The organism is Micromonospora solifontis (genome assembly GCF_003725545.1).
GTDB classification, from domain to species: Bacteria; Actinomycetota; Actinomycetes; order Mycobacteriales; family Micromonosporaceae; genus Micromonospora; species Micromonospora solifontis.
The window spans coordinates 1-19,523 of sequence record NZ_RJLN01000064.1; the positions used below are offsets into that span (position 1 = coordinate 1).

General features: G+C 71.8%; 17 protein-coding genes. 10 read left to right on the forward strand and 7 right to left on the reverse strand.

Annotation, left to right across the window (positions count from 1 at the left end; genetic code table 11):
- Positions 1 to 106 precede the first annotated feature (106 nt).
- The 4 genes from EFE23_RS20075 to EFE23_RS20090 are packed head-to-tail and all read right to left on the reverse strand — an operon-like array spanning position 107 to position 3,557.
- Complete coding sequence (locus tag EFE23_RS20075) at positions 107 to 817, reverse strand: ABC transporter permease (protein WP_123242486.1); 711 nt, start codon at positions 815 to 817, stop codon at positions 107 to 109.
- 1 nt (position 818) lies between these two features.
- Positions 819 to 1,772, reverse strand: a complete 954-nt coding sequence (locus tag EFE23_RS20080; protein WP_123242487.1) for an ABC transporter ATP-binding protein — start codon at positions 1,770 to 1,772, stop codon at positions 819 to 821.
- Entirely contained in the window at positions 1,769 to 2,650 is an 882-nt protein-coding gene (locus EFE23_RS20085; RefSeq protein ID WP_123242488.1) for an ABC transporter permease, read from the reverse strand. Before EFE23_RS20085 ends, EFE23_RS20080 begins: the two co-directional genes overlap by 4 nt.
- Positions 2,643 to 3,557, reverse strand: a complete 915-nt coding sequence (locus tag EFE23_RS20090; protein ID WP_123242489.1) for an ABC transporter ATP-binding protein — start codon at positions 3,555 to 3,557, stop codon at positions 2,643 to 2,645. The genes EFE23_RS20085 and EFE23_RS20090 overlap by 8 nt, the downstream gene beginning before the upstream one ends.
- Positions 3,558 to 3,797: 240 nt before the next feature.
- On the opposite strand from EFE23_RS20090, the gene EFE23_RS20095 reads away from it, so the two are divergent.
- The 4 genes from EFE23_RS20095 to galT all read left to right on the forward strand — a co-directional run bounded on the left by EFE23_RS20095 (position 3,798) and on the right by galT (position 8,952).
- A complete protein-coding gene (locus tag EFE23_RS20095; RefSeq protein ID WP_233601078.1) occupies positions 3,798 to 5,303 on the forward strand; it encodes a glycosyltransferase family 2 protein in 1,506 nt (501 codons plus the stop codon).
- 99 nt (positions 5,304 to 5,402) lie between these two features.
- The gene (cysC, locus tag EFE23_RS20100) at positions 5,403 to 6,932 is read left to right on the forward strand and encodes an adenylyl-sulfate kinase (RefSeq protein ID WP_123242491.1); all 1,530 of its coding nucleotides are present in this window, start codon (positions 5,403 to 5,405) and stop codon (positions 6,930 to 6,932) included.
- Positions 6,933 to 7,093: 161 nt separating this feature from the next.
- Positions 7,094 to 7,882, forward strand: coding sequence for a DeoR/GlpR family DNA-binding transcription regulator (locus tag EFE23_RS20105; RefSeq protein WP_123242492.1), 789 nt, complete (start codon positions 7,094 to 7,096; stop codon positions 7,880 to 7,882).
- Positions 7,879 to 8,952 (forward strand): galactose-1-phosphate uridylyltransferase, encoded by a 1,074-nt coding sequence (gene galT, locus EFE23_RS20110; protein ID WP_123242493.1) that lies wholly within the window; start codon positions 7,879 to 7,881, stop codon positions 8,950 to 8,952. Before EFE23_RS20105 ends, galT begins: the two co-directional genes overlap by 4 nt.
- Positions 8,953 to 9,208: 256 nt before the next feature.
- Here galT and EFE23_RS20115 read toward each other — a convergent pair whose 3' ends face one another.
- Positions 9,209 to 10,426 (reverse strand): NADP-dependent isocitrate dehydrogenase, encoded by a 1,218-nt coding sequence (locus EFE23_RS20115; RefSeq protein ID WP_123242494.1) that lies wholly within the window; start codon positions 10,424 to 10,426, stop codon positions 9,209 to 9,211.
- Between the two features lie 136 nt (positions 10,427 to 10,562).
- On the opposite strand from EFE23_RS20115, the gene EFE23_RS20120 reads away from it, so the two are divergent.
- Positions 10,563 to 11,351: an MBL fold metallo-hydrolase gene (locus EFE23_RS20120; protein ID WP_123242495.1), complete on the forward strand. Its 789-nt coding sequence runs from the start codon at positions 10,563 to 10,565 to the stop codon at positions 11,349 to 11,351.
- A 221-nt stretch (positions 11,352 to 11,572) separates the two neighbouring features.
- Here the strand turns inward: EFE23_RS20120 and EFE23_RS20130 are convergent, their stop codons facing one another.
- Together EFE23_RS20130 and EFE23_RS20135 are read right to left on the reverse strand one after the other, a co-directional pair.
- The gene (locus EFE23_RS20130; protein WP_123242496.1) at positions 11,573 to 12,523 is read right to left on the reverse strand and encodes a malate dehydrogenase; all 951 of its coding nucleotides are present in this window, start codon (positions 12,521 to 12,523) and stop codon (positions 11,573 to 11,575) included.
- Between the two features lie 99 nt (positions 12,524 to 12,622).
- Positions 12,623 to 13,486 (reverse strand): bifunctional methylenetetrahydrofolate dehydrogenase/methenyltetrahydrofolate cyclohydrolase, encoded by an 864-nt coding sequence (locus EFE23_RS20135; RefSeq protein ID WP_123242497.1) that lies wholly within the window; start codon positions 13,484 to 13,486, stop codon positions 12,623 to 12,625.
- Positions 13,487 to 13,900: 414 nt separating this feature from the next.
- Between EFE23_RS20135 and EFE23_RS20140 the strand changes: the two genes are divergently transcribed.
- The 5 genes from EFE23_RS20140 to EFE23_RS20160 all read left to right on the forward strand — a co-directional run bounded on the left by EFE23_RS20140 (position 13,901) and on the right by EFE23_RS20160 (position 19,522).
- Positions 13,901 to 15,499: a peptide ABC transporter substrate-binding protein gene (locus tag EFE23_RS20140; RefSeq protein WP_123242498.1), complete on the forward strand. Its 1,599-nt coding sequence runs from the start codon at positions 13,901 to 13,903 to the stop codon at positions 15,497 to 15,499.
- Positions 15,500 to 15,589: 90 nt separating this feature from the next.
- Positions 15,590 to 16,528 (forward strand): ABC transporter permease, encoded by a 939-nt coding sequence (locus EFE23_RS20145; protein WP_123242499.1) that lies wholly within the window; start codon positions 15,590 to 15,592, stop codon positions 16,526 to 16,528.
- Positions 16,521 to 17,468: an ABC transporter permease gene (locus EFE23_RS20150; RefSeq protein WP_123242500.1), complete on the forward strand. Its 948-nt coding sequence runs from the start codon at positions 16,521 to 16,523 to the stop codon at positions 17,466 to 17,468. Before EFE23_RS20145 ends, EFE23_RS20150 begins: the two co-directional genes overlap by 8 nt.
- A 7-nt stretch (positions 17,469 to 17,475) precedes the next feature.
- Positions 17,476 to 18,513: an ABC transporter ATP-binding protein gene (locus tag EFE23_RS20155; RefSeq protein ID WP_123242501.1), complete on the forward strand. Its 1,038-nt coding sequence runs from the start codon at positions 17,476 to 17,478 to the stop codon at positions 18,511 to 18,513.
- Positions 18,497 to 19,522 (forward strand): ABC transporter ATP-binding protein, encoded by a 1,026-nt coding sequence (locus tag EFE23_RS20160; RefSeq protein ID WP_123242502.1) that lies wholly within the window; start codon positions 18,497 to 18,499, stop codon positions 19,520 to 19,522. Before EFE23_RS20155 ends, EFE23_RS20160 begins: the two co-directional genes overlap by 17 nt.
- The last annotated feature ends 1 nt before the right edge of the window (position 19,523 follow it).

A 19,523-nucleotide genomic window follows, 5' to 3' on the forward strand; every position in this document is an offset into this window, starting at 1 on the left:
ATTCACGGAAAGAGTGGTCATCCACGCCGCCGAGGCCACTCTTTCCGTGAATCAGGGCCCACGGCGGGCGGGGTGGGCGGGCGGGGCGAGGGCGGGGTGGGCGGGGTCAGCTCGTTTCGCCGGCCACGCTGAAGGAGCGGAGGCGGTCGATGGCGAGCACCGTGAAGCCGACCACGACCAGGCCGGTGAGGACGGCGGCGACCGGGACGGAGACGGTGGTGGCGAGCAGGTCGGTGGGGGCCATCCGGTCGGCGAGCGCGATCACCCACTGCTGGATGGAGAGCACCTTGGTGCCGTCCACGAACCGGCCCAGCAGCCCCTCCCAGATCAGCACGTAGACCAGGCCGAGCAGCACCGGCCGGCGGGTGACCAGGCTGAGCGCCAGGAACAGTGCCGAGTACGCCAGCGCGCCCAGCGCCGACGCGGCGGCGAGCGCCAGGCCGAGGCGTACCGAATGGGCGAGCACGCCCGCGACGTAGAGCGGGACCGCGACGGTGACCGCGCTGACCCCGGCCGCCACCACCAGCTTCGGCAGCACGATCTGCCAGCGGGGCAGCGGCTTGGTGAGGATGTGCACCACCGTGCCGTCGTCGATCTCCGCGCCGAGCACGCCGGTCCCGACGATCAGCGCGACCACCGGCAGCACCACGGCGAGCCCGAGGCCGACCAGCACCGGCGGGCCCCACTGGCCCGGGTCGACGCCCAGCGCGCGGGAGAGGATGGCCAGCACCAGCAGCAGCGCGGGCAGCGGGAGCAGCAGCAGGAACCGGCGCCGGCCGAAGAGTCCGCGCGCGGTGATCCAGGTAACCGTCGACATGTCAGGCCCCCACCAGGTAGGAGAAGACGCTCTCCAGCGATTCGTCCTCGGGCGTCAGCGAACGGACCCGGACGCCCCGGGCCAGCGCGATCTTCGGCAGCGCCCGGGTGAAGGCGCCGTAGTCCCCGGCCCGGACGGTCAGCCCGTCCCGGCCCAGCTCCACCCCGGTCACCGACTCCTCGGCGATCAGCGCGACCGCGAGGGCCCGGTCGTCGGTGGAGCGGACCCGGAAGACGTGCGGGCGGTTGGTCATCAGCCGGCGGATGGTCCGGTAGTCGCCGGAGGCGGCCAGCCGGCCGGCGACCATCACCTGCACGGTGCCGGAGACCTGCTCGACCTCCTCCAGGATGTGCGAGCTGAACAGGATGGTCCGGCCGCCGTCGCCGAGGCGGTGCAGCAGGGCCATCATGTGCAGCCGCTGCCGCGGGTCCATCCCGTTGAACGGCTCGTCGAGCAGCAGCACCGTCGGGTCGTGCACCAGCGCGGCGGCCACCCGGGTGCGCTGCCGCATGCCCTTCGAGTAGGTGCCGATCCGCCGGTCCTGCGCGTCCGCCATCTCGACCAGGTCGATGGCCCGCCGGGCCGCCGCCTCCGGGTCGGGCAGCCGGTGCAGCTTCGCGCTGGCCAGCACGAACTCGTACGCGGTGAGGAAGGTGTGCACCGCCTCCCGCTCGCTGACCAGGCCCAGCCGCCGGTAGACACCGGGATTGCGCCAGGTGGGCTCGCCGTCCAGGGTGACCGCGCCCCGGGACGGGGCGAGGAATCCGGCCATCATGTGCAGCAGCGTGGTCTTCCCGGCGCCGTTCGGCCCGAGCAGGCCGGTCACCCCGGGCCCCAGCCGCATGGTGACGTCGTTGACCGCCACCACGTTGCCGTACCAGCGGGAGACGCCGGCTAGGTCGAGGTTGGCGGCGGGTGTGGTCGGGGCCGCCGCCTCCGCGCTGATCGTGGTCATCGGGTGGCCACCTTCCGGTATCGCAGCAGCAGCAGGGCGACGCAGCCGGCCACCAGCAGCACGGCGGCGGCCACGTAGACCGGCCCGAAGCCGCCGATCTGGTCTTCGGCCTGCCCGCCGGGGACCAGCAGGTCGCCGAGGGTGTACTGGCCGACCGCGTGGATCAGGGCGGTGGGCGAGCCGAGCATGGCCAGTTCGTTGACCGTCCGGGACGGCATGATCGACAGGATGCCGACGATCGGGGCGGTCATCAGGAACACGGCCACGATGCCGCCGGCCGCGAACGCCCGCTTGCCGGTGAACGAGGCGATCAGCAGCCCGACCGAGGCGAAGACCACCGCCCAGAGGGCCGCGTAGAGCAGACCGGGCAGCAGGTCGCCCAGCTCGGTCCAGACCCCGGGCAACCCGTCCTTGGTGGTGAACGCCGCACCGAGGAACATCACCAGCTGCGGCGCGCCGAGCAGCAGCCAGAGCGCGGTGCCCAGCGCGCCGAGCTTCGCCAGGGCGTAGTCGCCACGCGGGAGCGGCCGGGAGAAGTAGAGCGGCAGCACGCCGCTGAGCAGGTCGCGGGAGACCAGCTCCGGCCCGACCACCGCGACGAAGAAGATGACCAGCCAGCTCATCGCGTCCGCGAACTGGGCGTACGTCATGACGACCTGGCCGGTCTGGGTGCGGACGGCGGTGAGCCCGGCGGCCACCACCAGCACGATGCCCATCACCAGCCAGGGGAAGATCTTCGCCTTCGCGGAGCGGCCCAGCCCGAAGGCGGTCCGCAGGCCGTGCACGTAGAGCGCCCCGAAGACGTACCGGCGACCCAGCCGGGGGCCGGTGTAGCGCTGGTACCCGATGTCGTGGATGACGCCGGTCGGCTCAGACATGGCTGGGCTCCCTCGTGGCGAAGAGTTCGGCCACCCGGTGGCGGCGCTGGTCCAGCCGGTGCAGCGGGAGGTCCAGCTCGGCGACCGCGCCGATGATCTGGTCGTAGGTGGCGTCATCGGCGAGCGGCACGAGCAGCAGCCGACCTTCCCGGGACACCGGCAGGCCGATCCCGGCGAGCCGGGCGGCGAGGTCCTCCGTACCCTCGCTCACCTCGACGGCGAGCACGTCGGTGGCGGAGGTCATCGCGGCGACCCGGTCGGCGCGCAGCAGCCGGCCGCCGTCGATGGCGACGAGCGTGTCGCAGATCCGCTCCACCTCGCCGAGCAGGTGCGAGCAGACCAGCACGGAGATGCCGAACTCGGTGCCGATCCGGTGGATGAGGGCCAGCATGGCGTCCCGCCCGGCCGGATCGAGCCCGTTGGTCGGCTCGTCCAGGAGGAGCAGGTCGGGGTCGTGGACGAGGGCCTGGGCCAGCTTGACCCGCTGCTTCATGCCGGTGGAGTAGCCGCCGACGGCGCGGTGGCGCTCCTCGTGCAGCCCGACGTGGCGCAGCGCCTCGGAGGCCCGTTCCCGGGCGACCGTCCGTGGCAGGCCGCTCATCCGGCCGAGGTGGGTGACCAGCTCGGCGGCGGAGAGGTCGGGCGGGAGGGCGTCGTGTTCGGGCATGTAGCCGACCCGGGCGCGAACGGCCGCGGGATCGACGGTGGGGTCGAGGCCGAGCACGCTGACCCGACCACTGGTCGGGGCGAGCAAACCCAGCAGGATCTTGATGAGGGTGGACTTGCCGGCGCCGTTGGCGCCGACCAGCCCGATGATCCCCGGCTCGACCGACACCGTGAGGTCGGTCAACGCGGTGACCCGACCTCCGTACGTCTTGGTCAGCGACTCGGTCGCGAGCAGTGTCACGACCTCCAGCGTAGGCATTCGGGGCGACCGGGGGGACCGGCTGCGACCCCGGCGATTCCCTGATCCCGGGCCGGCCCTCCCCTAGGTGCCACTCCCGCCGGGTGAACTGTTGGTAACAAAGCTGCAACCGAAGCTGCCCATCGGGCGTCCACCATGGGGAGCCGGCGTCGCCGACGGGGGCGGGAGCCGGACCGATCACATCGGGGGAATCACATGATCGTCGGCGCGGAGTGTCCCAAGGTGAGCGTGGTGGTGCCCGCCTACAACATCGGGCCGCACCTCGACCGCCTGGTCGAGTCGCTGGAACGCCAGTCGCTGCCGCCGGAGGAGTTCGAGGTGATCTTCGTCGACGACGGCTCGACCGACGCCACTCCGCGCCGCCTGGACGACCTGGCCGCCACCCACCCGCACTTCCACGTCGTGCACCAGGAGAACTCGGGGTGGCCGTCCCGGCCGCGCAACGTCGGCGCCGAGCTGGCCCGGGGCGAGTACGTCTTCTTCGCCGACGACGACGACTGGTTCGCCGACGAGGCGCTCGAACGGCTGCACGCCTGCGCCCGGGAGTACGACGCCGACATCGTGGTCGGCAAGATGGCCGGACACCGGCGCAGCGTCCCGCGCGAGCTGTTCCGGCAGAACCGGCCCAACGCCACGCTGGCCAATGCGCCGCTGATCGACAGCCTGACCTGCCACAAGTTGTTCCGTCGCGCGTTCCTCGACAAGCACGGGCTGCGGTTCCCGGAGGGGCCGCCCCGCCGGCTGGAGGACCACCGCATGGTGGTGCGGGCGTACCTGCTCTCCGGGCGGACCTGCGTGCTGGCGGACTACACCTGCTACCACCACCAGCGCCGCACCGACGCGGGGAACGTGACCGCCACCCGGCTCGACCCGGCGGAGTACTACGCCGGCCTGCGCGAGGCCCTCGACATCGTGGACGCCCACGTCCCGCCCGGCGCGCTGCGCGACCGGCTGCACCGGCGGTGGCTGCGCAACGAGATGGTGGAGCGGCTGCGCGGACGCCGGATGACCGACGCCCCCCAGGACTGGATCGAGCAGGTCGCCGGGGAGATCCGGCAGATCGTCCGGGACCGGTTCGCCCCGGGCGTCGCCGCCGGCCTGCCGCCGCTGCAGCGGGCCATCGCGTCCCTCGCCGAACAGGGCCGGGTCGCCGACCTGCGCCGGTTGGCCGAGTGGGAGGCGGGCGTCCGGGCGCACGGTTCGATCACGCGCTGGGCGGTGGCGGGATCGACCCTCACGATCACCGTCCACGCCGAGCTCCGGGCCGGGGACGAGCCGATGCGGTTCGGCGCCGACGGCCGGGACCTGCCGGTGTTCCCGGTGGACGGCGTCGAGCCGCCGCCCGGCGCCGCCCCGGCCGGCCGGCCCAAGGTCGACCTCGTCGCCCGGAACCGGGAGACCCAGGAGGAGATCTTCCTGCCGGTCACCGTCGACACCGAGCGGCTACCCGAGGGGGACGTGCTGCTGATCCGGCACCGGGCGGCCGGCACGGTCGACTTCGCCGCGCTGAACGGCGGCCGGACCCGGGGCACCTGGCAGCTCAAGGCCCGGGTGACCGGCGCGGGATGGACCCGGGACACCCGGCTGCCGCTGCTCGTGCACTGCGCCGCGGACGGCGCCCGGCCCCGGGTGGAGGACGAGCGGACCTTCTGGTCCCGGCTGCGCCGGGCGGTGGCCCGCCGGTTGGGCCGCGGCCCGGCCGTTCCGGCTCCGGTCGTGGTCGCGTAGGCCGGACCACCCGGCCGGGCGGCCGGGAGGGGAGTGGCGCTCTCGACCGATCGCCGGTCGGCTGCGAAACTGTGGGCCGGTCGGTGAGTTGGGGGTTCGATGAGCAACGGGTGGGTGCTTCCCGAGGACGTGCTGCGGGACGCGCCGACGTACACGCCGCGCACCGGTGAGCTGGCCGATCTGGAGTTGCTGCTGACCGGGGCGTACGCCCCGCTGACCGGGTTCATGACCCGCCCCGACCTGGTCTCGTTGAGTCGGCGGGGCCGGCTCCACGACGGCACGCCCTGGCCGGTGCCGGTGACCCTCCAGGTGCCGGCGGCGCTCACCGAGGGGCTGGTGCTGGACGACCCGCTGCGCCGGGCGCTGGTGCTCACCGACGGTGAGGGCGCCCCGGTGGCCGCCATGGACGTGACCGACGTGTGGCCGGTCCGGGACGGGATCGTCGGCGTGGGCGGCGCGGTACGCCGCCTCGGCGACGGCGGCCACGGACCGTTCCAGCGGCTGCGGCGCAGCCCGGAGGAGGTCCGGGCGCTGCTGCCCCCGGGACGGGTGCTCGGTGTGTTCGCCGACCGTCCACTGCACCGGCCGCAGCTCGCGCAGATCGCCCACGCCGCCCGTACCCTCGGCGCGCACCTGCTGGTGCTGATCCCGGTCGGTGAGGAGTCGGTCGGCGGGCTGCCGGCCGAGGCGCTGGTCCGCAGCGTGTTCGCCGCGCGGGACCGGATGCCCCCGGCCACCCTGGTGGCGGTGCCGCTGGTCCGCCGACGGGACGAGATCAGCGACGCGCTGCTACGCGCCCGGGTGGCCGCCGCGTACGGGGTGACCCATCTGCTCTCCACCGAAGGCATGCTCTCCGGGGCCGGGCTGCGGGTGCTGGTGCCCCGCGAGCTGGCGTACGACAACCGGGACGGGCAGTGGCGCTGGCGCGAGGACATCCCGCCGCGCAACCGGCGGCTGGCGCTCCGCCAGGAGGAGATCGAGGACCTGCTGGACCGCGGCTTCCCGCTGCCCGAGTGGCACACCCCGCCGGCGGTGGCGAAGGAGCTGGCCCGGGCCCGTCCGCCGCGCCGGCACCGGGGTCTGGTGATCTTCCTGACCGGCCTTTCCGGCTCGGGCAAGTCGACCATCGCCCGCGGCCTGGCGGACGTGCTGCGCGAGGGCGGCGACCGCACCATCACCCTGCTCGACGGGGACGTGGTGCGCCGGGAACTCTCCGCCGGGCTGGGCTTCGGCAAGGCCGACCGGGACGCCAACGTCCGGCGGATCGGCTGGGTGGCCGCCGAGATCGCCCGGCACCGGGGGGTGGCCATCTGCTGCCCGATCGCCCCGTACGCGGCGGCCCGCGCCACCGCCCGGGAGATGGCGCACGCCGCCGGGGCCGGGTTCCTGCTGGTCCACGTCGCCACCCCACTGGAGGTGTGCGAGCTGCGCGACCGTAAGGGCCTGTACGCCCGTGCCCGGGCCGGCCTGCTCACCGGGATGACCGGCGTCGACGACCCGTACGAGGAGCCGACCGACGCCGACCTGGTGGTGGACACCACGGACCTGACGGTCGAGGAGGCGGTGCAGCGGGTGATGGAGCACCTGACCGAGACCGGCTGGGTGGAGCCCAGCCTCCAGTCCGCCTGACCGGCGCCACCGACCGCCGCCGTCCCGCCCCGGGTCGGCGGCGGTCGCGCGTCCGCTCCCCGGTTCGCTTCCCCTGTGCTCCGCTGCGCGCTAGTGTTCGTTCTTGTTGGAACACGTTCGACCGCGTGGGCATGTGGTCGGGAGGGCGGAGGTGATCGGGGATGCTCGCACGGCAGCGGCAGGCGGCCATCCTGGACCGGGTCCGCGCCGCCGGCGGCGTCCGGGTCACCGAGCTGGCCGCCGAGTTCGGCGTCTCCGACATGACCATCCGGCGTGACCTGGAGACCCTGCACGACCAGGGGCTGCTGGCCAAGGTGCACGGCGGGGCCACCCTCGCCGGCCCCAGCTCGACCGACGAGCCGGGCTTCCGGGCCAAGTCGGTCCGCCAGGCCGCGGAGAAGGCGGCCATCGCGGCCCGGGCCGCGGCGCTGGTCCGCCCCGGCGCGGCCGTCGCCCTCTCGGCCGGCACGACCACCGCCCAGCTGGCCCGCCACCTGCTCGACGTACCGGGGCTCACCGTGGTGACCAACTCCCTGCCGGTGGCCGAGATCCTGCACGTCGGCGGCCGGCCGGACCAGACCGTGGTGCTCACCGGCGGGGTGCGTACCCCCTCGGACGCGCTGGTCGGTCCCCTCGCGGTGGCCGCGCTCGGCGCGCTCCACCTGGACCTGCTCTTCCTCGGCGTGCACGGGATCAGCGAACGGGCCGGGTTCACCACGCCGAACCTCATGGAGGCGGACACCGACCGGGCCCTGGTGGCGGCGGCCGACCGGCTGGTCGTGCTCGCCGACCACACCAAGTGGGGCACGGTCGGTATCTCCTCGATCGTCGGCCTGGACGCGGCGGACGTGCTGGTCACCGACGACCGGTTGGCGCCGGCCGCGCGCCGGGTACTCGAGGAGAGGGTGGGCGAGCTGGTGATCGTGCCGGGCAGCGAGGGGGCGGAGTGAAGCGTACGCAGATCGAGCTGGCCGACGGCCGCGAGTTGATCTACTTCGACGAGCGGGACGACGCGGTCCGCGACCAGCCGGACCGGCGCGAGCTGCCCCCGCCGCCACCCGCCTCCCAGCTCCGGTACGACCCGCTCACCGACGAGTGGGTGGCGGTGGCGGTGCACCGGCAGACCCGCACCTTCCTCCCCCCGGCCGACGAGTGCCCGCTCTGCCCGTCCCGGGACGGCCGGCTCAGCGAGATCCCGGCCCCCGACTACGACGTGGCCGTCTTCGAGAACCGCTTCCCGTCGCTGAGCCAGCGGGTCGCCGCGGAGCCGGACGAGATCACCCCGTTCACGCCGGTCCGCCCCGGGCGCGGCCGGTGCGAGGTGGTCTGCTTCACCGACGACCACAACGCCTCGTTCGCGGGCCTCTCCCCCCACCGGGTGCGGACCGTGCTGGACGCCCTCGCCGACCGGACCACCGCGCTGGGCGCGCTGCCCGGGGTGGAGCAGGTCTTCCCGTTCGAGAACCGGGGCGTGGAGATCGGCGTGACCCTGCACCACCCGCACGGGCAGATCTACGCGTACCCGTTCGTCACGCCGCGGACCCGGACCATGCTGGCCGCCGCCCGCCGGCACGCCGAGCGGACCGGCGGGAACCTGTACGCGGACGTGCTCGCCGCCGAGCGCGCCGCCGGGACCCGGGTGGTGGCGGCCAACGAGCACTGGACGGCGTACGTGCCGGCGGCGGCGCGCTGGCCGTTCGAGGTGCACGTGGCGCCGCACCGGCCGGTGCCGGACATCCCGGCGCTGGACGACGCCGAGCGGGACGCCTTCGGCCCGCTCTACCTGGACGTGCTGCGCCGCTTCGACGGGCTGTTCGACCTGCCGATGCCCTACATCGCCGCCTGGCACCAGGCCCCGGTACGCGTCGACCGCGAGCTGGGGCACCTGCACCTGCAGCTGTTCAGCATCCGGCGGGCCAAGGACAAGCTGAAGTACCTGGCCGGCTCCGAGTCCGGGATGGGCGTCTTCATCAACGACATCGCCCCGGAGCGCGCCGCCGAACTGCTCCGCGCCGTGTGACACCCCCCGCACAACAGGGCGCGGGGGGCCCGGGACAGGGCCCCCCGCAAGGGAAGGGACGGCTGGCTGCGCGCGACAGCCGGGAAGGCTGGCTGGTCGGCACTCAGGCCGCGAGGCGACCGCGGTCAACCTTCCTGGACGGGACTACATCTCGTCCACCCTGCTCAACGAGGCGCGGCCGGCCGCGGTGACGCCCGGACACGACGGAGCCCGCCGGCACGGGGCCGGCGGGCTCGGTCGGTGACGCGGGTGAGGGTCAGGCGGCGAGCTTGCGCGCCAGGTTCTCGTCGAGCGCGTTCATGAACTCGTCGGTGGTCAGCCACGGGGCGTCCCGCGAGATGAGCAGCGCGAGGTCCTTGGTCATCTGGCCGCCCTCGACGGTCTCCACGATGACCTTCTCCAGGGTGTTGGCGAACTCGGTGACCGCCGGGGTGCCGTCCAGCTTGCCCCGGTGGGCCAGGCCCCGGGTCCAGGCGTAGATCGAGGCGATCGGGTTGGTCGAGGTCTTCTCGCCCTTCTGGTACTGCCGGTAGTGCCGGGTGACGGTGCCGTGCGCGGCCTCGGCCTCGACGGTGCGGCCGTCCGGGGTCATCAGCACGGAGGTCATCAGGCCGAGCGAGCCGAAGCCCTGCGCGACGGTGTCCGACTGGACGTCACCGTCGTAGTTCTTGCAGGCCCAGACGAAGCCACCCTCCCACTTGAGCGCGGCGGCGACCATGTCGTCGATCAGCCGGTGCTCGTAGGTGATGCCGGCCTTCTCGAACTCCGACTTGAACTCGTTCTCGAACACCTCGGCAAAGATGTCCTTGAACCGGCCGTCGTACGCCTTGAGGATGGTGTTCTTGGTCGACAGGTAGACCGGGTAGCCGCGGTCCAGGCCGTAGCGCATGGAGGCGCGGGCGAAGTCCCGGATCGACTCGTCGAAGTTGTACATGCCCATGGCGACGCCGCCGCCGGGGAAGTTGGCGACCTCCATCTCCATCGGCGCGCCGCCGTCGGCCGGGGTGTAGGTGATGGTCACCGTGCCCGGGCCGGGGACGACGAAGTCGGTGGCCTTGTACTGGTCGCCGTGCGCGTGCCGGCCGATGATGATCGGCTTGGTCCAGCCCGGGACGAGCCGCGGCACGTTGGACATGATGATGGGCTCGCGGAAGACGACGCCGCCGAGGATGTTGCGGATGGTGCCGTTCGGCGACCGCCACATCTTCTTCAGGCCGAACTCCTCCACCCGGGCCTCGTCCGGGGTGATCGTGGCGCACTTGACGCCGACGCCGTGCTCCTTGATCGCGTTCGCGGCGTCGACGGTGACCTGGTCGTCGGTCTCGTCGCGGTGCTGGATCGACAGGTCGTAGTAGTGCAGGTCGACATCGAGGTACGGCAGGATCAGCTGCTCCCGGATCTGCTTCCAGATGATCCGGGTCATCTCGTCGCCGTCGATTTCCACGACCGGGTTGTTTACCTTGATCTTCGCCATCGGCCGGCGCTCCTCTCGGGGGACACGTGCTCAAGCAGTACGAGCGTACTGGAAACTGACCGGGGCTCCCCAGCCGGCCTCACCCTGCGGAAGAACGGGGTCGCCCCGGAACGGGACGCGGTGCCATCCTTCCCGGATGCCGCTGGATCACACGCTCGGGTCTATCACGGTCACCGCCCTGGTCGACGGCGCGGGGCCCTTCTTCCAGCCCCGCGAGGAGGCGTTCCCCGACGCCACCGCCGACCAGTGGGCGGAGGCCGACCGCCGGGACCCGGCCGCCGTCACCCCGGACGGCCGCTGGTGGCTGCCGTTCCGCTGCTTCGCGCTGCGCCGCGGGGACGGGCCGGTCACCCTGGTCGACGCCGGCATCGGCCCGGCCGACTCGCTCGCGGCGAGCTGGGCACCGGTCCCGGGCCGGCTGCCGGAGGAGCTGGCCGCAGCCGGGATCGACCCGGCGGACGTCCGTACCGTGGTGCTCACCCACCTGCACTCCGACCACGTCGGGTGGGCCGGTGCGCTGTTCCCGAACGCGGACCACCTGGTGCAACGGGCCGAGCTGGACGCCCTGGCGCGGTTCCACCCGGAGCTGCCGGCCCGGCTCCTCGGGCCGTTGCGCGCCGCCGGCCGGCTGCGGGTGGTCGACGGCGACACCGACCTCACCCCGGGGGTACGCGTGCTGAGCACCCCGGGGCACACCCCCGGGCACCAGTCCGTGCTGGTCGACTCCGGCGACGACCGCCTCCTGGTCACCGGCGACCTCCTGGTGCACCAGTTGCAACTGGCCGATCCGGCGCTCGCCTACGCCCACGAGGAGGACCCCGCCCTCGCCCGCACCACCCGCCAGACCCTCCTGCACACCCTGGCCACCCAGGGCCCCACCACCCTCGCCACCCCCCACCTAACCCACCCCTTCACCCCCCTCTAACCCCCATACCCCCACCCCCACCCCCACCCCCACCCCCACCCCCACCCCCACCCCCACCCCGCTCTCACCCCGTTGATCATGAAGTTAGCGGCGATGTGGATCTCCACCAGTGCCGCTAACTTCATGATCGACGGGGGGGGGCTGGGGGTGGGGGTGGGCTGGGGGTACGGGAAAGGGCGGGCCGGCGGATGCCGGCCCGCCCTTTCGCGGGTGTCACGGGGTCACATGTTGGCGATGTCGGCCTGCTTGGCGCGGACGGCCTCGGCGGCCTCCTTGAGGCTGGCCAGCTCGTCGGTGTCCAGGTCGGTCTCCACGACCCGCTTGACGCCCTGGGCGCCGATCTCGGCCTCGACGCCCAGGTAGACGCCGGAGATGCCGTACTCGCCGTCGACCCAGGCGCAGACCGGCATGATCTCGCCGGAGTCCTCGGCCACGGCCTTGGCCATCCGGGCGGCGGCGGCCGACGGGGCGTAGTACGCCGAGCCGGTCTTCAGCAGCGCGACGACCTCGGCGCCACCGTTGCGGGTCTTGACGACCAGCTCCTCGATCTGGTCGGCCGGCATGGCGTCGCGCAGCGGCTTGCCGTCCACGGTGCTCTTCGACGGCACCGGGACCATGGTGTCGCCGTGCGAGCCCAGGGTCAGGGTCTTCACCGACTTGACCGGTACGTTCAGCGCCTCGGCGACGAAGTTGGTGAACCGGGCGGTGTCCAGCATGCCGGCCTGGCCGAGCACCCGGTTCTTCGGGAACTGGGTGGCGATCTGGGCGAGGGCGGTCATCTCGTCGAGCGGGTTGGAGACCACGATGACGACGGCGTTCGGGGCGTACTTGGCGACGTTCTCGGCGACCTGACGGACGATCTTGGCGTTGGTCTCCAGCAGGTCCATCCGGCTCATGCCCGGCTTGCGCGGGAGGCCGGCGGTGATGACGACGACATCCGAGCCCTCGATCGCCTCGTAGCCCTCGCCGTTGGGGCCGGTGGTGACACCGACGACCTTGGTCTCGAAGCCCTCGATCGCGCGGGACTGGTTGAGGTCCAGCGCGAGGCCCGCCGGCTTGCCCTCCACGATGTCGGTGATCACGACGGTGTCGAAGACGTCGTACTCGGCCAGGCGCTGTGCGGTGGTGGAGCCGTAGAAGCCGGCCCCGACGACAGTGACCTTCTTACCCATGGTCGTCCCACTCCCTGATACCAGTCGGTTTTCCGGACCGTATCAGCCATCCTGGCACCGTTCCGGCCTGGGTCGGACGGTTATGACCCGCTCGGGTGGTCAGCCCTGCCGCTCGGCCCGCTCGACCACGTTGGTGAGCAGCATGGCCCGGGTCATCGGGCCGACCCCGCCGGGCATCGGCACCAGCTTGCCGGCCACCTGCGCCACCTCGGGATCGACGTCGCCGGTGTAGCGGCCCTTGCCGTCGGCGCCGATCACCCGGGTGATGCCGACGTCGACCACGGTGGCGCCCGGGGTGACCATGTCGGCGGTGAGCAGGCCGGGCACCCCGGCCGCGACGATGACGATCTCCGCCTCGCGGGTGTGTGCCGCCAGGTCCAGCGTGCCGGTGTGGCAGAGGGTCACCGTGGCGTTCTCGCTGCGCCGGGTGAGCAGCAGGCCCAGCGGCCGGCCCACGGTGTTGCCCCGGCCGACCACGGCCACCCGGGCGCCGCTCAGTCCGACGTCGTACCGGCGCAGCAGTTCGACGATGCCGCGCGGCGTGCAGGGCAGCGGCGCGTCGTAACCGAGGACGAGGCGGCCCAGGTTGACCGGGTGCAGGCCGTCGGCGTCCTTGGCCGGGTCGATCATCTCCAGCGTCCGCTGGGTGTCCAGGTGCGCGGGGAGCGGAAGCTGGACGATGTAGCCGTGGCAGGCCGGGTCGGCGTTCAGCTCGGCGAGGACCGCGTCGAGCTGCTCCTGGGTGGCGTCGGCGGGCAGTTCCCGGCGGATCGAGGCGATGCCCACCTCGGCGCAGTCGCGGTGCTTGCCGTTGACGTACGCCTGGGAGCCGGGGTCGGCGCCGACCAGGACCGTGCCGAGTCCGGGGATGATCCCCCGCTCGGCCAGCGCCTTGACCCGCGCCCGTAGCTCGTCCTTGATCTCCGCCGCGGTCGCCTTGCCGTCCAGGATCGTCGCCGTCACGCCTGGATCGTCTCACGGCGGGCGGCACCGGGAACGACGACCGGCCGTGGTGACGATCCGTTACGTGGGTTTGGTCACCGAGAGTCACTTCCTGTGGAATGTGCCACATCGTGGGACGGACAGGAGATGATCAACCAGGGCGGAGCGGACAGTCGGTGGGCAAGCACACGGGCCGGCAGAGACCGCGATCGAGGCGCGGCAGCTCACCCACGAAATGGGCTCCGAGCAGCGCAGACAGCCAAACCACATAGCAGAGCGATGGGAGGCCGACAAGACCGGGCCCCCCACTCCGTTATCGCTTCGCAACGCTCTCGTTGCCGAATTCGCTGCCGACGACCTACCGTTGCCGATCGTTGCGCAGCGTTACCCAGCGTCGGCCCTGACTGCGCAGCGTGAGGAGATGAGGAGCCCCCCATGCGTGTTCGTAGGCTCGCTGCCTGGACCGCCCTCCCGCTCGCGGTGACCCTGGGCCTCGCGGCCTGCGGCTCGGGCGGCAGCGGCGGCAAGAGCGACCCCAACGCGGCCGTGCGGATCGAGATCGCCGAGCCGCAGCACCTGGTCCCGACCAACACCAACGAGACGAGTGGCTCGCAGGTGCTGGCCGCCCTGTTCAGCCCCCTGGTCGACTACGACGAGGCGAACAAGCCCCACGAGGTGGCGGCGGAGTCGGTGACGTCGTCGGACAACAAGGTCTGGACGATCAAGCTGAAGCCCGGCTACACCTTCCACAACGGCGAGAAGGTCACCGCCGACAACTACCTCGACGCCTGGAACTACGGCGCGTACGCCCCGAACGGCCAGAACTCGAGCTACTTCTTCGAGAAGATCGCCGGCTACGAGGACCTGCAGGGCGAGAAGCCGAAGGCGAAGACGCTGACCGGCCTGAAGAAGGTCGACGACCTGACCTTCACCGTGACGCTCTCGGCGCCGTACGTCGACTTCAAGTCGATGCTCGGCTACACGGCCTTCTACCCGCTGCCCAAGGCGGCCTTCTCCGCCCCGGGCGTGCTCGCCGAGGGCTACGAGCAGGCGCCCATCGGCCAGGGCCCGTTCAAGATGAAGGGCAGCTGGCAGCACGACGCCAAGGTCGAGGTGGAGAAGTACGACGCCTTCCCGGGCCAGCAGCCGAAGGTGCGCGGCGTCGAGTTCCGGATCTACCAGCAGATGACGGCCGCGTACGCGGACGTGCTGTCGGACAACCTCGACGTGATCAAGGAGATCCCGACCGAGAACCTGTCCACCGCGGCGACCGACCTCGGCGACCGGTTCCGGCAGAGCCCCGCCTCGTCGCTCCAGGTGCTGGCCTTCCCGACCTTCCAGAAGGAGTTCAGCAAGCCCGAGGTGCGCAAGGCCATCTCGATGGCGATCGACCGGGACGAGATCACCAAGTCGATCTTCAAGGGCTCGCAGCAGCCGGCGCGCTCGTTCGTCTCGCCGGTCGTGGCCGGCTACCGCGAGGACACCATCGGCGCCGCCGGTGAGTTCGACCCGGCCAAGGCCAAGGCGATGTACGAGGCCGCGGGCGGCCCGAAGAAGATCGAGCTGTCCTACAACGGCGACGGCGGCCACAAGGACTGGATCGACGCCACCTGCAACCAGCTCAAGGCCAACCTGGGCGTGGAGTGCGTCGGCACCGCCGAGCCGAAGTTCGCGGACCTGCTGACCAAGCTCAAGCAGAAGCAGCCGGTCGGCATGTTCCGGATGGGCTGGGTCATGGACTACCCGTCCATGGAGAACTACCTGGGCCCGCTGTACAGCACCAACGGCTCGTCGAACTACTACGGCTACAGCAACCCGGAGTTCGACAAGCTGCTCGCCGAGGGTGCCAGCGCTCCGACGCAGGACGAGGCGATCAAGAAGTACCAGGCGGCGGAGGACCTCCTGGCCGAGGACATGCCGGTGATCCCGCTCCGGTACGGCCAGAACAACTTCGGCCACTCGACCAAGGTCAAGAACGTCGAGGTGGACCTCTTCGACCGGGTCGACCTGCTGAAGATCGAGGCCGTCAAGTAACACGTCCCGGACGACGGGTCGGGCCACCTGCGGGTGGCCCGACCCGCAGGACGGCGCACCCTTCGCCCTTTTTCAGGGAGACTTCACAGTATGTTCCGCTTTATTCTGCGGCGACTGCTCCAGATGGTCCTCGCGTTCTTCGGGACCACCCTGATCGTCTACGCGCTGATGTTCGCCGGGCAGGGCGACCCCATCCAGGCGCTCGCGGGAGAACGCCCCGTCACCGCGGCCCAGCGGGCATACCTGACTGAGAAGTACCACCTGGACGCCACCGGCGTCGGCGGCTTCTTCTACCGCTACTTCGACTACCTCAAGAACCTCCTCCGGGGTGACCTGGGGCAGTCGCTGACCGGACGGCAGATCGGCGACATCCTCGCCGCCGCCTGGCCGGTCACCGTCAAGCTCGCGCTGATCGCGATGGCCGTGACCGTCGTCTTCGGGGTCACCGCCGGGGTCATCGCCGGTATCCGGCGGGCCGGCGTCTTCGACAACTCGACGCTCGTGCTCACCCTGCTGGTCCTCGGCATCCCGACCATCGTGCTCGCCCCGCTGGCCCAGTACTTCCTCGGCGTGAAGTGGCAGCTCTTCCCGCCGACCGCCGGCGCCGAGCCGGACCTGTACGCGCTGCTGCTGCCCGGCATCGTGCTCGGCTCCCTCTCGCTGGCCACCGCGCTGCGGCTGACCCGTACCTCGGTGGCGGAGAACCTGCGCGCCGACTACGTCCGCACCGCCCGGTCGAAGGGCCTGGTCAAGCGGCGGATCGTCAGCGTGCACGTGCTGCGCAACTCGCTCATCCCGGTGGTCACCTTCCTCGGCGTCGAGCTGGGCAACCTGATGAGCGGCGCAATCATCACCGAGGGCGTGTTCAACATCCCCGGTGTCGGCTTCAACCTGTTCCGCGGCATCCGCACCGAGGACGGCCCGCTGGTGGTGGGCATCGTCAGCGTGCTGGTCGTGGTCTACCTCGTCTCCAACCTGGTGGTGGACGTCCTGTACGCCGTACTCGACCCGAGGATCCGCTATGAGTGATTTCGAGACCGTGGCGGCCACCGAGAACCAGGCCGCGCGGCGGGGCGTCTCCGGCGAGCCGGGCACCCCGGCCGCCGCCCAGAAGCCGCGCAGCCTGGCCGGCGACGCCTGGCGGGACCTGCGCCGCAACCCGATCTTCTGGATCAGCCTCACCCTGGTCGTGCTGGTCGCCGCGATGGCCGCCGTGCCGTCGCTGTTCACCGCCAACGACCCGCGCGACTGCGTGCTCTCCCGGCAGCACGCCGGGCCGTCCGGCGGGGCCGTCTTCGGGTACGACTTCCAGGGCTGCGACACGTACGCCCGGGCGGTCTACGGGGCGCGCGCCTCGCTCCTGGTCGGCGCGCTCTCCGCGCTGCTCACCGGGGCGATCGCGCTGGTCGTCGGGATGCTCGCCGGCTACTTCGGCCGGTGGATCGACGCGGTGCTCTCCCGGGTGATCGACATCGTGCTCGGCATCCCGCTGCTGCTCGCCGCGATCGTGCTGCTCAAGCGGGTGAGCACCAGCAGCGACAACGTCCGCCTGTTCGCGGTCATCTTCGTGCTGGCGGTGCTCGGCTGGACCACCGCGGCCCGGGTGGTCCGCTCCTCGGTGATCACCGCCAAGGAGCAGGACTACGTGGCCGCGGCCCGGATGCTCGGCGCCGGGAACGGCCGGATCATGTGGCGGCACATCCTGCCGAACGCGCTCGCCCCGGCGATCGTGGTGCTCACCATCGCGCTCGGCTCGTTCATCGCCGCCGAGGCCACGCTGAGCTTCCTCGGCATCGGTCTCAAGGCCCCGACCATCTCGTGGGGCATCGACATCGACGCCGGCCGGGTGCACATGCGCGAGTCCGCGACCCCGCTGGTCGTCCCCTCCGCCTTCCTGGCGCTGACCGTGCTCGCCTTCATCATGCTCGGCGACGCGATCCGCGACGCCTTCGACCCGAAGCTGCGGTGACGTTCTCATGACCCAACCCACCGTTGTGCCGACACCGGCCTCCCCCACCCCGCCCGGTGGCCACCTGCTCGAGGTACGGGACCTGCACGTCGAGTTCCGCACCCGGGAGGGCGTGGCCAAGGTGATCAACGGGGTGTCGTATCACCTCGACCCGGGCGAGAGCCTGGCCGTGCTCGGCGAGTCCGGCTCCGGCAAGTCGGTGACCGCCCAGGCGATCATGGGCATCCTGGACACTCCCCCGGCCCACGTCCGCTCCGGCCAGATCCTCTACCGGGGCCGGGACCTGCTGACCCAGTCCGAGGAGCAGCGCCGGCAGGTGCGCGGCAAGGAGATCGCGATGATCTTCCAGGACGCGCTGTCGGCGTTGAATCCGGTCTTCCCGGTCGGCTGGCAGATCGGCGAGACGCTACGCCAACGCGAGGGGATGTCCCGCGCCGACGCCCGCCGACGGGCCGCCGAGCTGATGGACCTGGTGAAGATCCCGGCCGCGGCCAAGCGGCTCGGGGACTACCCGCACCAGTTCTCCGGCGGCATGCGCCAACGCGTCATGATCGCGGTGGCGCTCGCCCTGAACCCGAAGGTGCTGATCGCCGACGAACCGACCACGGCGCTGGACGTCACGGTGCAGGCCCAGATCATGGACCTGCTGGCCGAGCTGCGCCGCGACCTGGACATGGCGATGATCCTGATCACCCATGACCTCGGCGTGGTCGCCGGCGTCGCGGACCGGATCGCCGTCATGTACGCCGGCCGGATCGTCGAACACGCCGACGTGCGCCCGCTGTACCGGGCACCGGCGCATCCGTACACGAAGGGGCTGCTGGAGTCGATCCCGCGGCTGGACGTGCGCGGCCAGGCGCTCTCCACGATCAAGGGGCTGCCGCCGAACCTGATGCGGATCCCCTCCGGCTGCCCGTTCCACCCCCGGTGCCCGTACGCGCAGCAGGTCTGCGTCGACGAGGTGCCGCACGACCTGGTCCTCGGCGACGGCCGGACCAGCGCGTGCCACTTCGCGCAGGAGGTTCGTGATGACAGCGCCCGCTAGCCCGACCAAGGTCCGCGGCGAGACCATCCTCTCCGTCGACAACCTGGTCAAGCACTTCCCCATCACCCAGGGCGTGCTGTTCAGGAAGCAGACCGGGGCGGTCAAGGCCGTCGACGGGGTGAGCTTCGAGCTACGCCGGGGCGAGACGCTCGGCGTGGTCGGCGAGTCCGGCTGCGGCAAGTCGACCCTGGCCCGGCTGCTCATGCGGCTGGAGACCCCGACCGCCGGCCGGGCCCGCCTGGAGGGCCGGGACCTGTTCAAGGCCTCCGGGTCGGAGCTGCGCCGGCTGCGCCGGAACATGCAGATGGTGATGCAGGACCCGTACACCTCGCTGAACCCGCGGATGACGGTCGGCGACATCATCGGCGAGCCGTTCGACATCCACCCGGAGGCGGCGCCGAAGGGCAGCAAGCGGCGGCGGGTGCAGGAGCTGCTGGACGTGGTGGGGCTGAACCCGGAGCACGTCAACCGGTACCCGCACCAGTTCTCCGGCGGCCAGCGGCAGCGCATCGGCATCGCCCGGGCGCTCGCCCTGCGACCCGAGATCATCGTCTGCGACGAGCCGGTGTCCGCCCTGGACGTCTCCATCCAGGCCCAGGTGATCAACCTGCTGGAGCAGCTCCAGGACGAGTTCGGGCTGTCGTACATCTTCATCGCCCACGACCTGTCGGTGGTGCGGCACATCTCCGACCGGGTCGCGGTGATGTACCTCGGCAAGATCGTGGAGATCGGCACCGAGCAGGAGATCTACGAGCGGGCCACCCACCCGTACACTCAGGCGCTGCTCTCGGCGGTGCCGGTGCCCGACCCGGAGGCCCGCGCGGACCGGAACATCATCCGGCTCACCGGCGACGTGCCGAGCCCGGCCGACCCGCCGTCGGGCTGCCGGTTCCGCACCCGGTGCTGGAAGGCCCAGGAGGTCTGCGCCACCCAGGAGCCGCACGCCGTGCTCCGCGCGGCCGATCCGCACCCCTCGGCGTGCCACTTCGCCGAGGTGCGCCCGGCGTGAA

What these genes read in the sequence shown, in the direction of transcription:
- EFE23_RS20075 (WP_123242486.1), bottom strand. Translation starts at nt 817, where the DNA reads ATGTCGACGGTTACCTGGATCACCGCGCGCGGACTCTTCGGCCGGCGC.
- EFE23_RS20080 (WP_123242487.1), bottom strand. Translation starts at nt 1,772, where the DNA reads ATGACCACGATCAGCGCGGAGGCGGCGGCCCCGACCACACCCGCCGCC.
- EFE23_RS20085 (WP_123242488.1), bottom strand. Translation starts at nt 2,650, where the DNA reads ATGTCTGAGCCGACCGGCGTCATCCACGACATCGGGTACCAGCGCTAC.
- cysC (WP_123242491.1), top strand. Translation starts at nt 5,403, where the DNA reads ATGAGCAACGGGTGGGTGCTTCCCGAGGACGTGCTGCGGGACGCGCCG.
- EFE23_RS20105 (WP_123242492.1), top strand. Translation starts at nt 7,094, where the DNA reads ATGCTCGCACGGCAGCGGCAGGCGGCCATCCTGGACCGGGTCCGCGCC.
- EFE23_RS20115 (WP_123242494.1), bottom strand. Translation starts at nt 10,426, where the DNA reads ATGGCGAAGATCAAGGTAAACAACCCGGTCGTGGAAATCGACGGCGAC.
- EFE23_RS20120 (WP_123242495.1), top strand. Translation starts at nt 10,563, where the DNA reads ATGCCGCTGGATCACACGCTCGGGTCTATCACGGTCACCGCCCTGGTC.
- EFE23_RS20130 (WP_123242496.1), bottom strand. Translation starts at nt 12,523, where the DNA reads ATGGGTAAGAAGGTCACTGTCGTCGGGGCCGGCTTCTACGGCTCCACC.
- EFE23_RS20140 (WP_123242498.1), top strand. Translation starts at nt 13,901, where the DNA reads ATGCGTGTTCGTAGGCTCGCTGCCTGGACCGCCCTCCCGCTCGCGGTG.
- EFE23_RS20145 (WP_123242499.1), top strand. Translation starts at nt 15,590, where the DNA reads ATGTTCCGCTTTATTCTGCGGCGACTGCTCCAGATGGTCCTCGCGTTC.
- EFE23_RS20150 (WP_123242500.1), top strand. Translation starts at nt 16,521, where the DNA reads ATGAGTGATTTCGAGACCGTGGCGGCCACCGAGAACCAGGCCGCGCGG.
- EFE23_RS20155 (WP_123242501.1), top strand. Translation starts at nt 17,476, where the DNA reads ATGACCCAACCCACCGTTGTGCCGACACCGGCCTCCCCCACCCCGCCC.
- EFE23_RS20160 (WP_123242502.1), top strand. Translation starts at nt 18,497, where the DNA reads ATGACAGCGCCCGCTAGCCCGACCAAGGTCCGCGGCGAGACCATCCTC.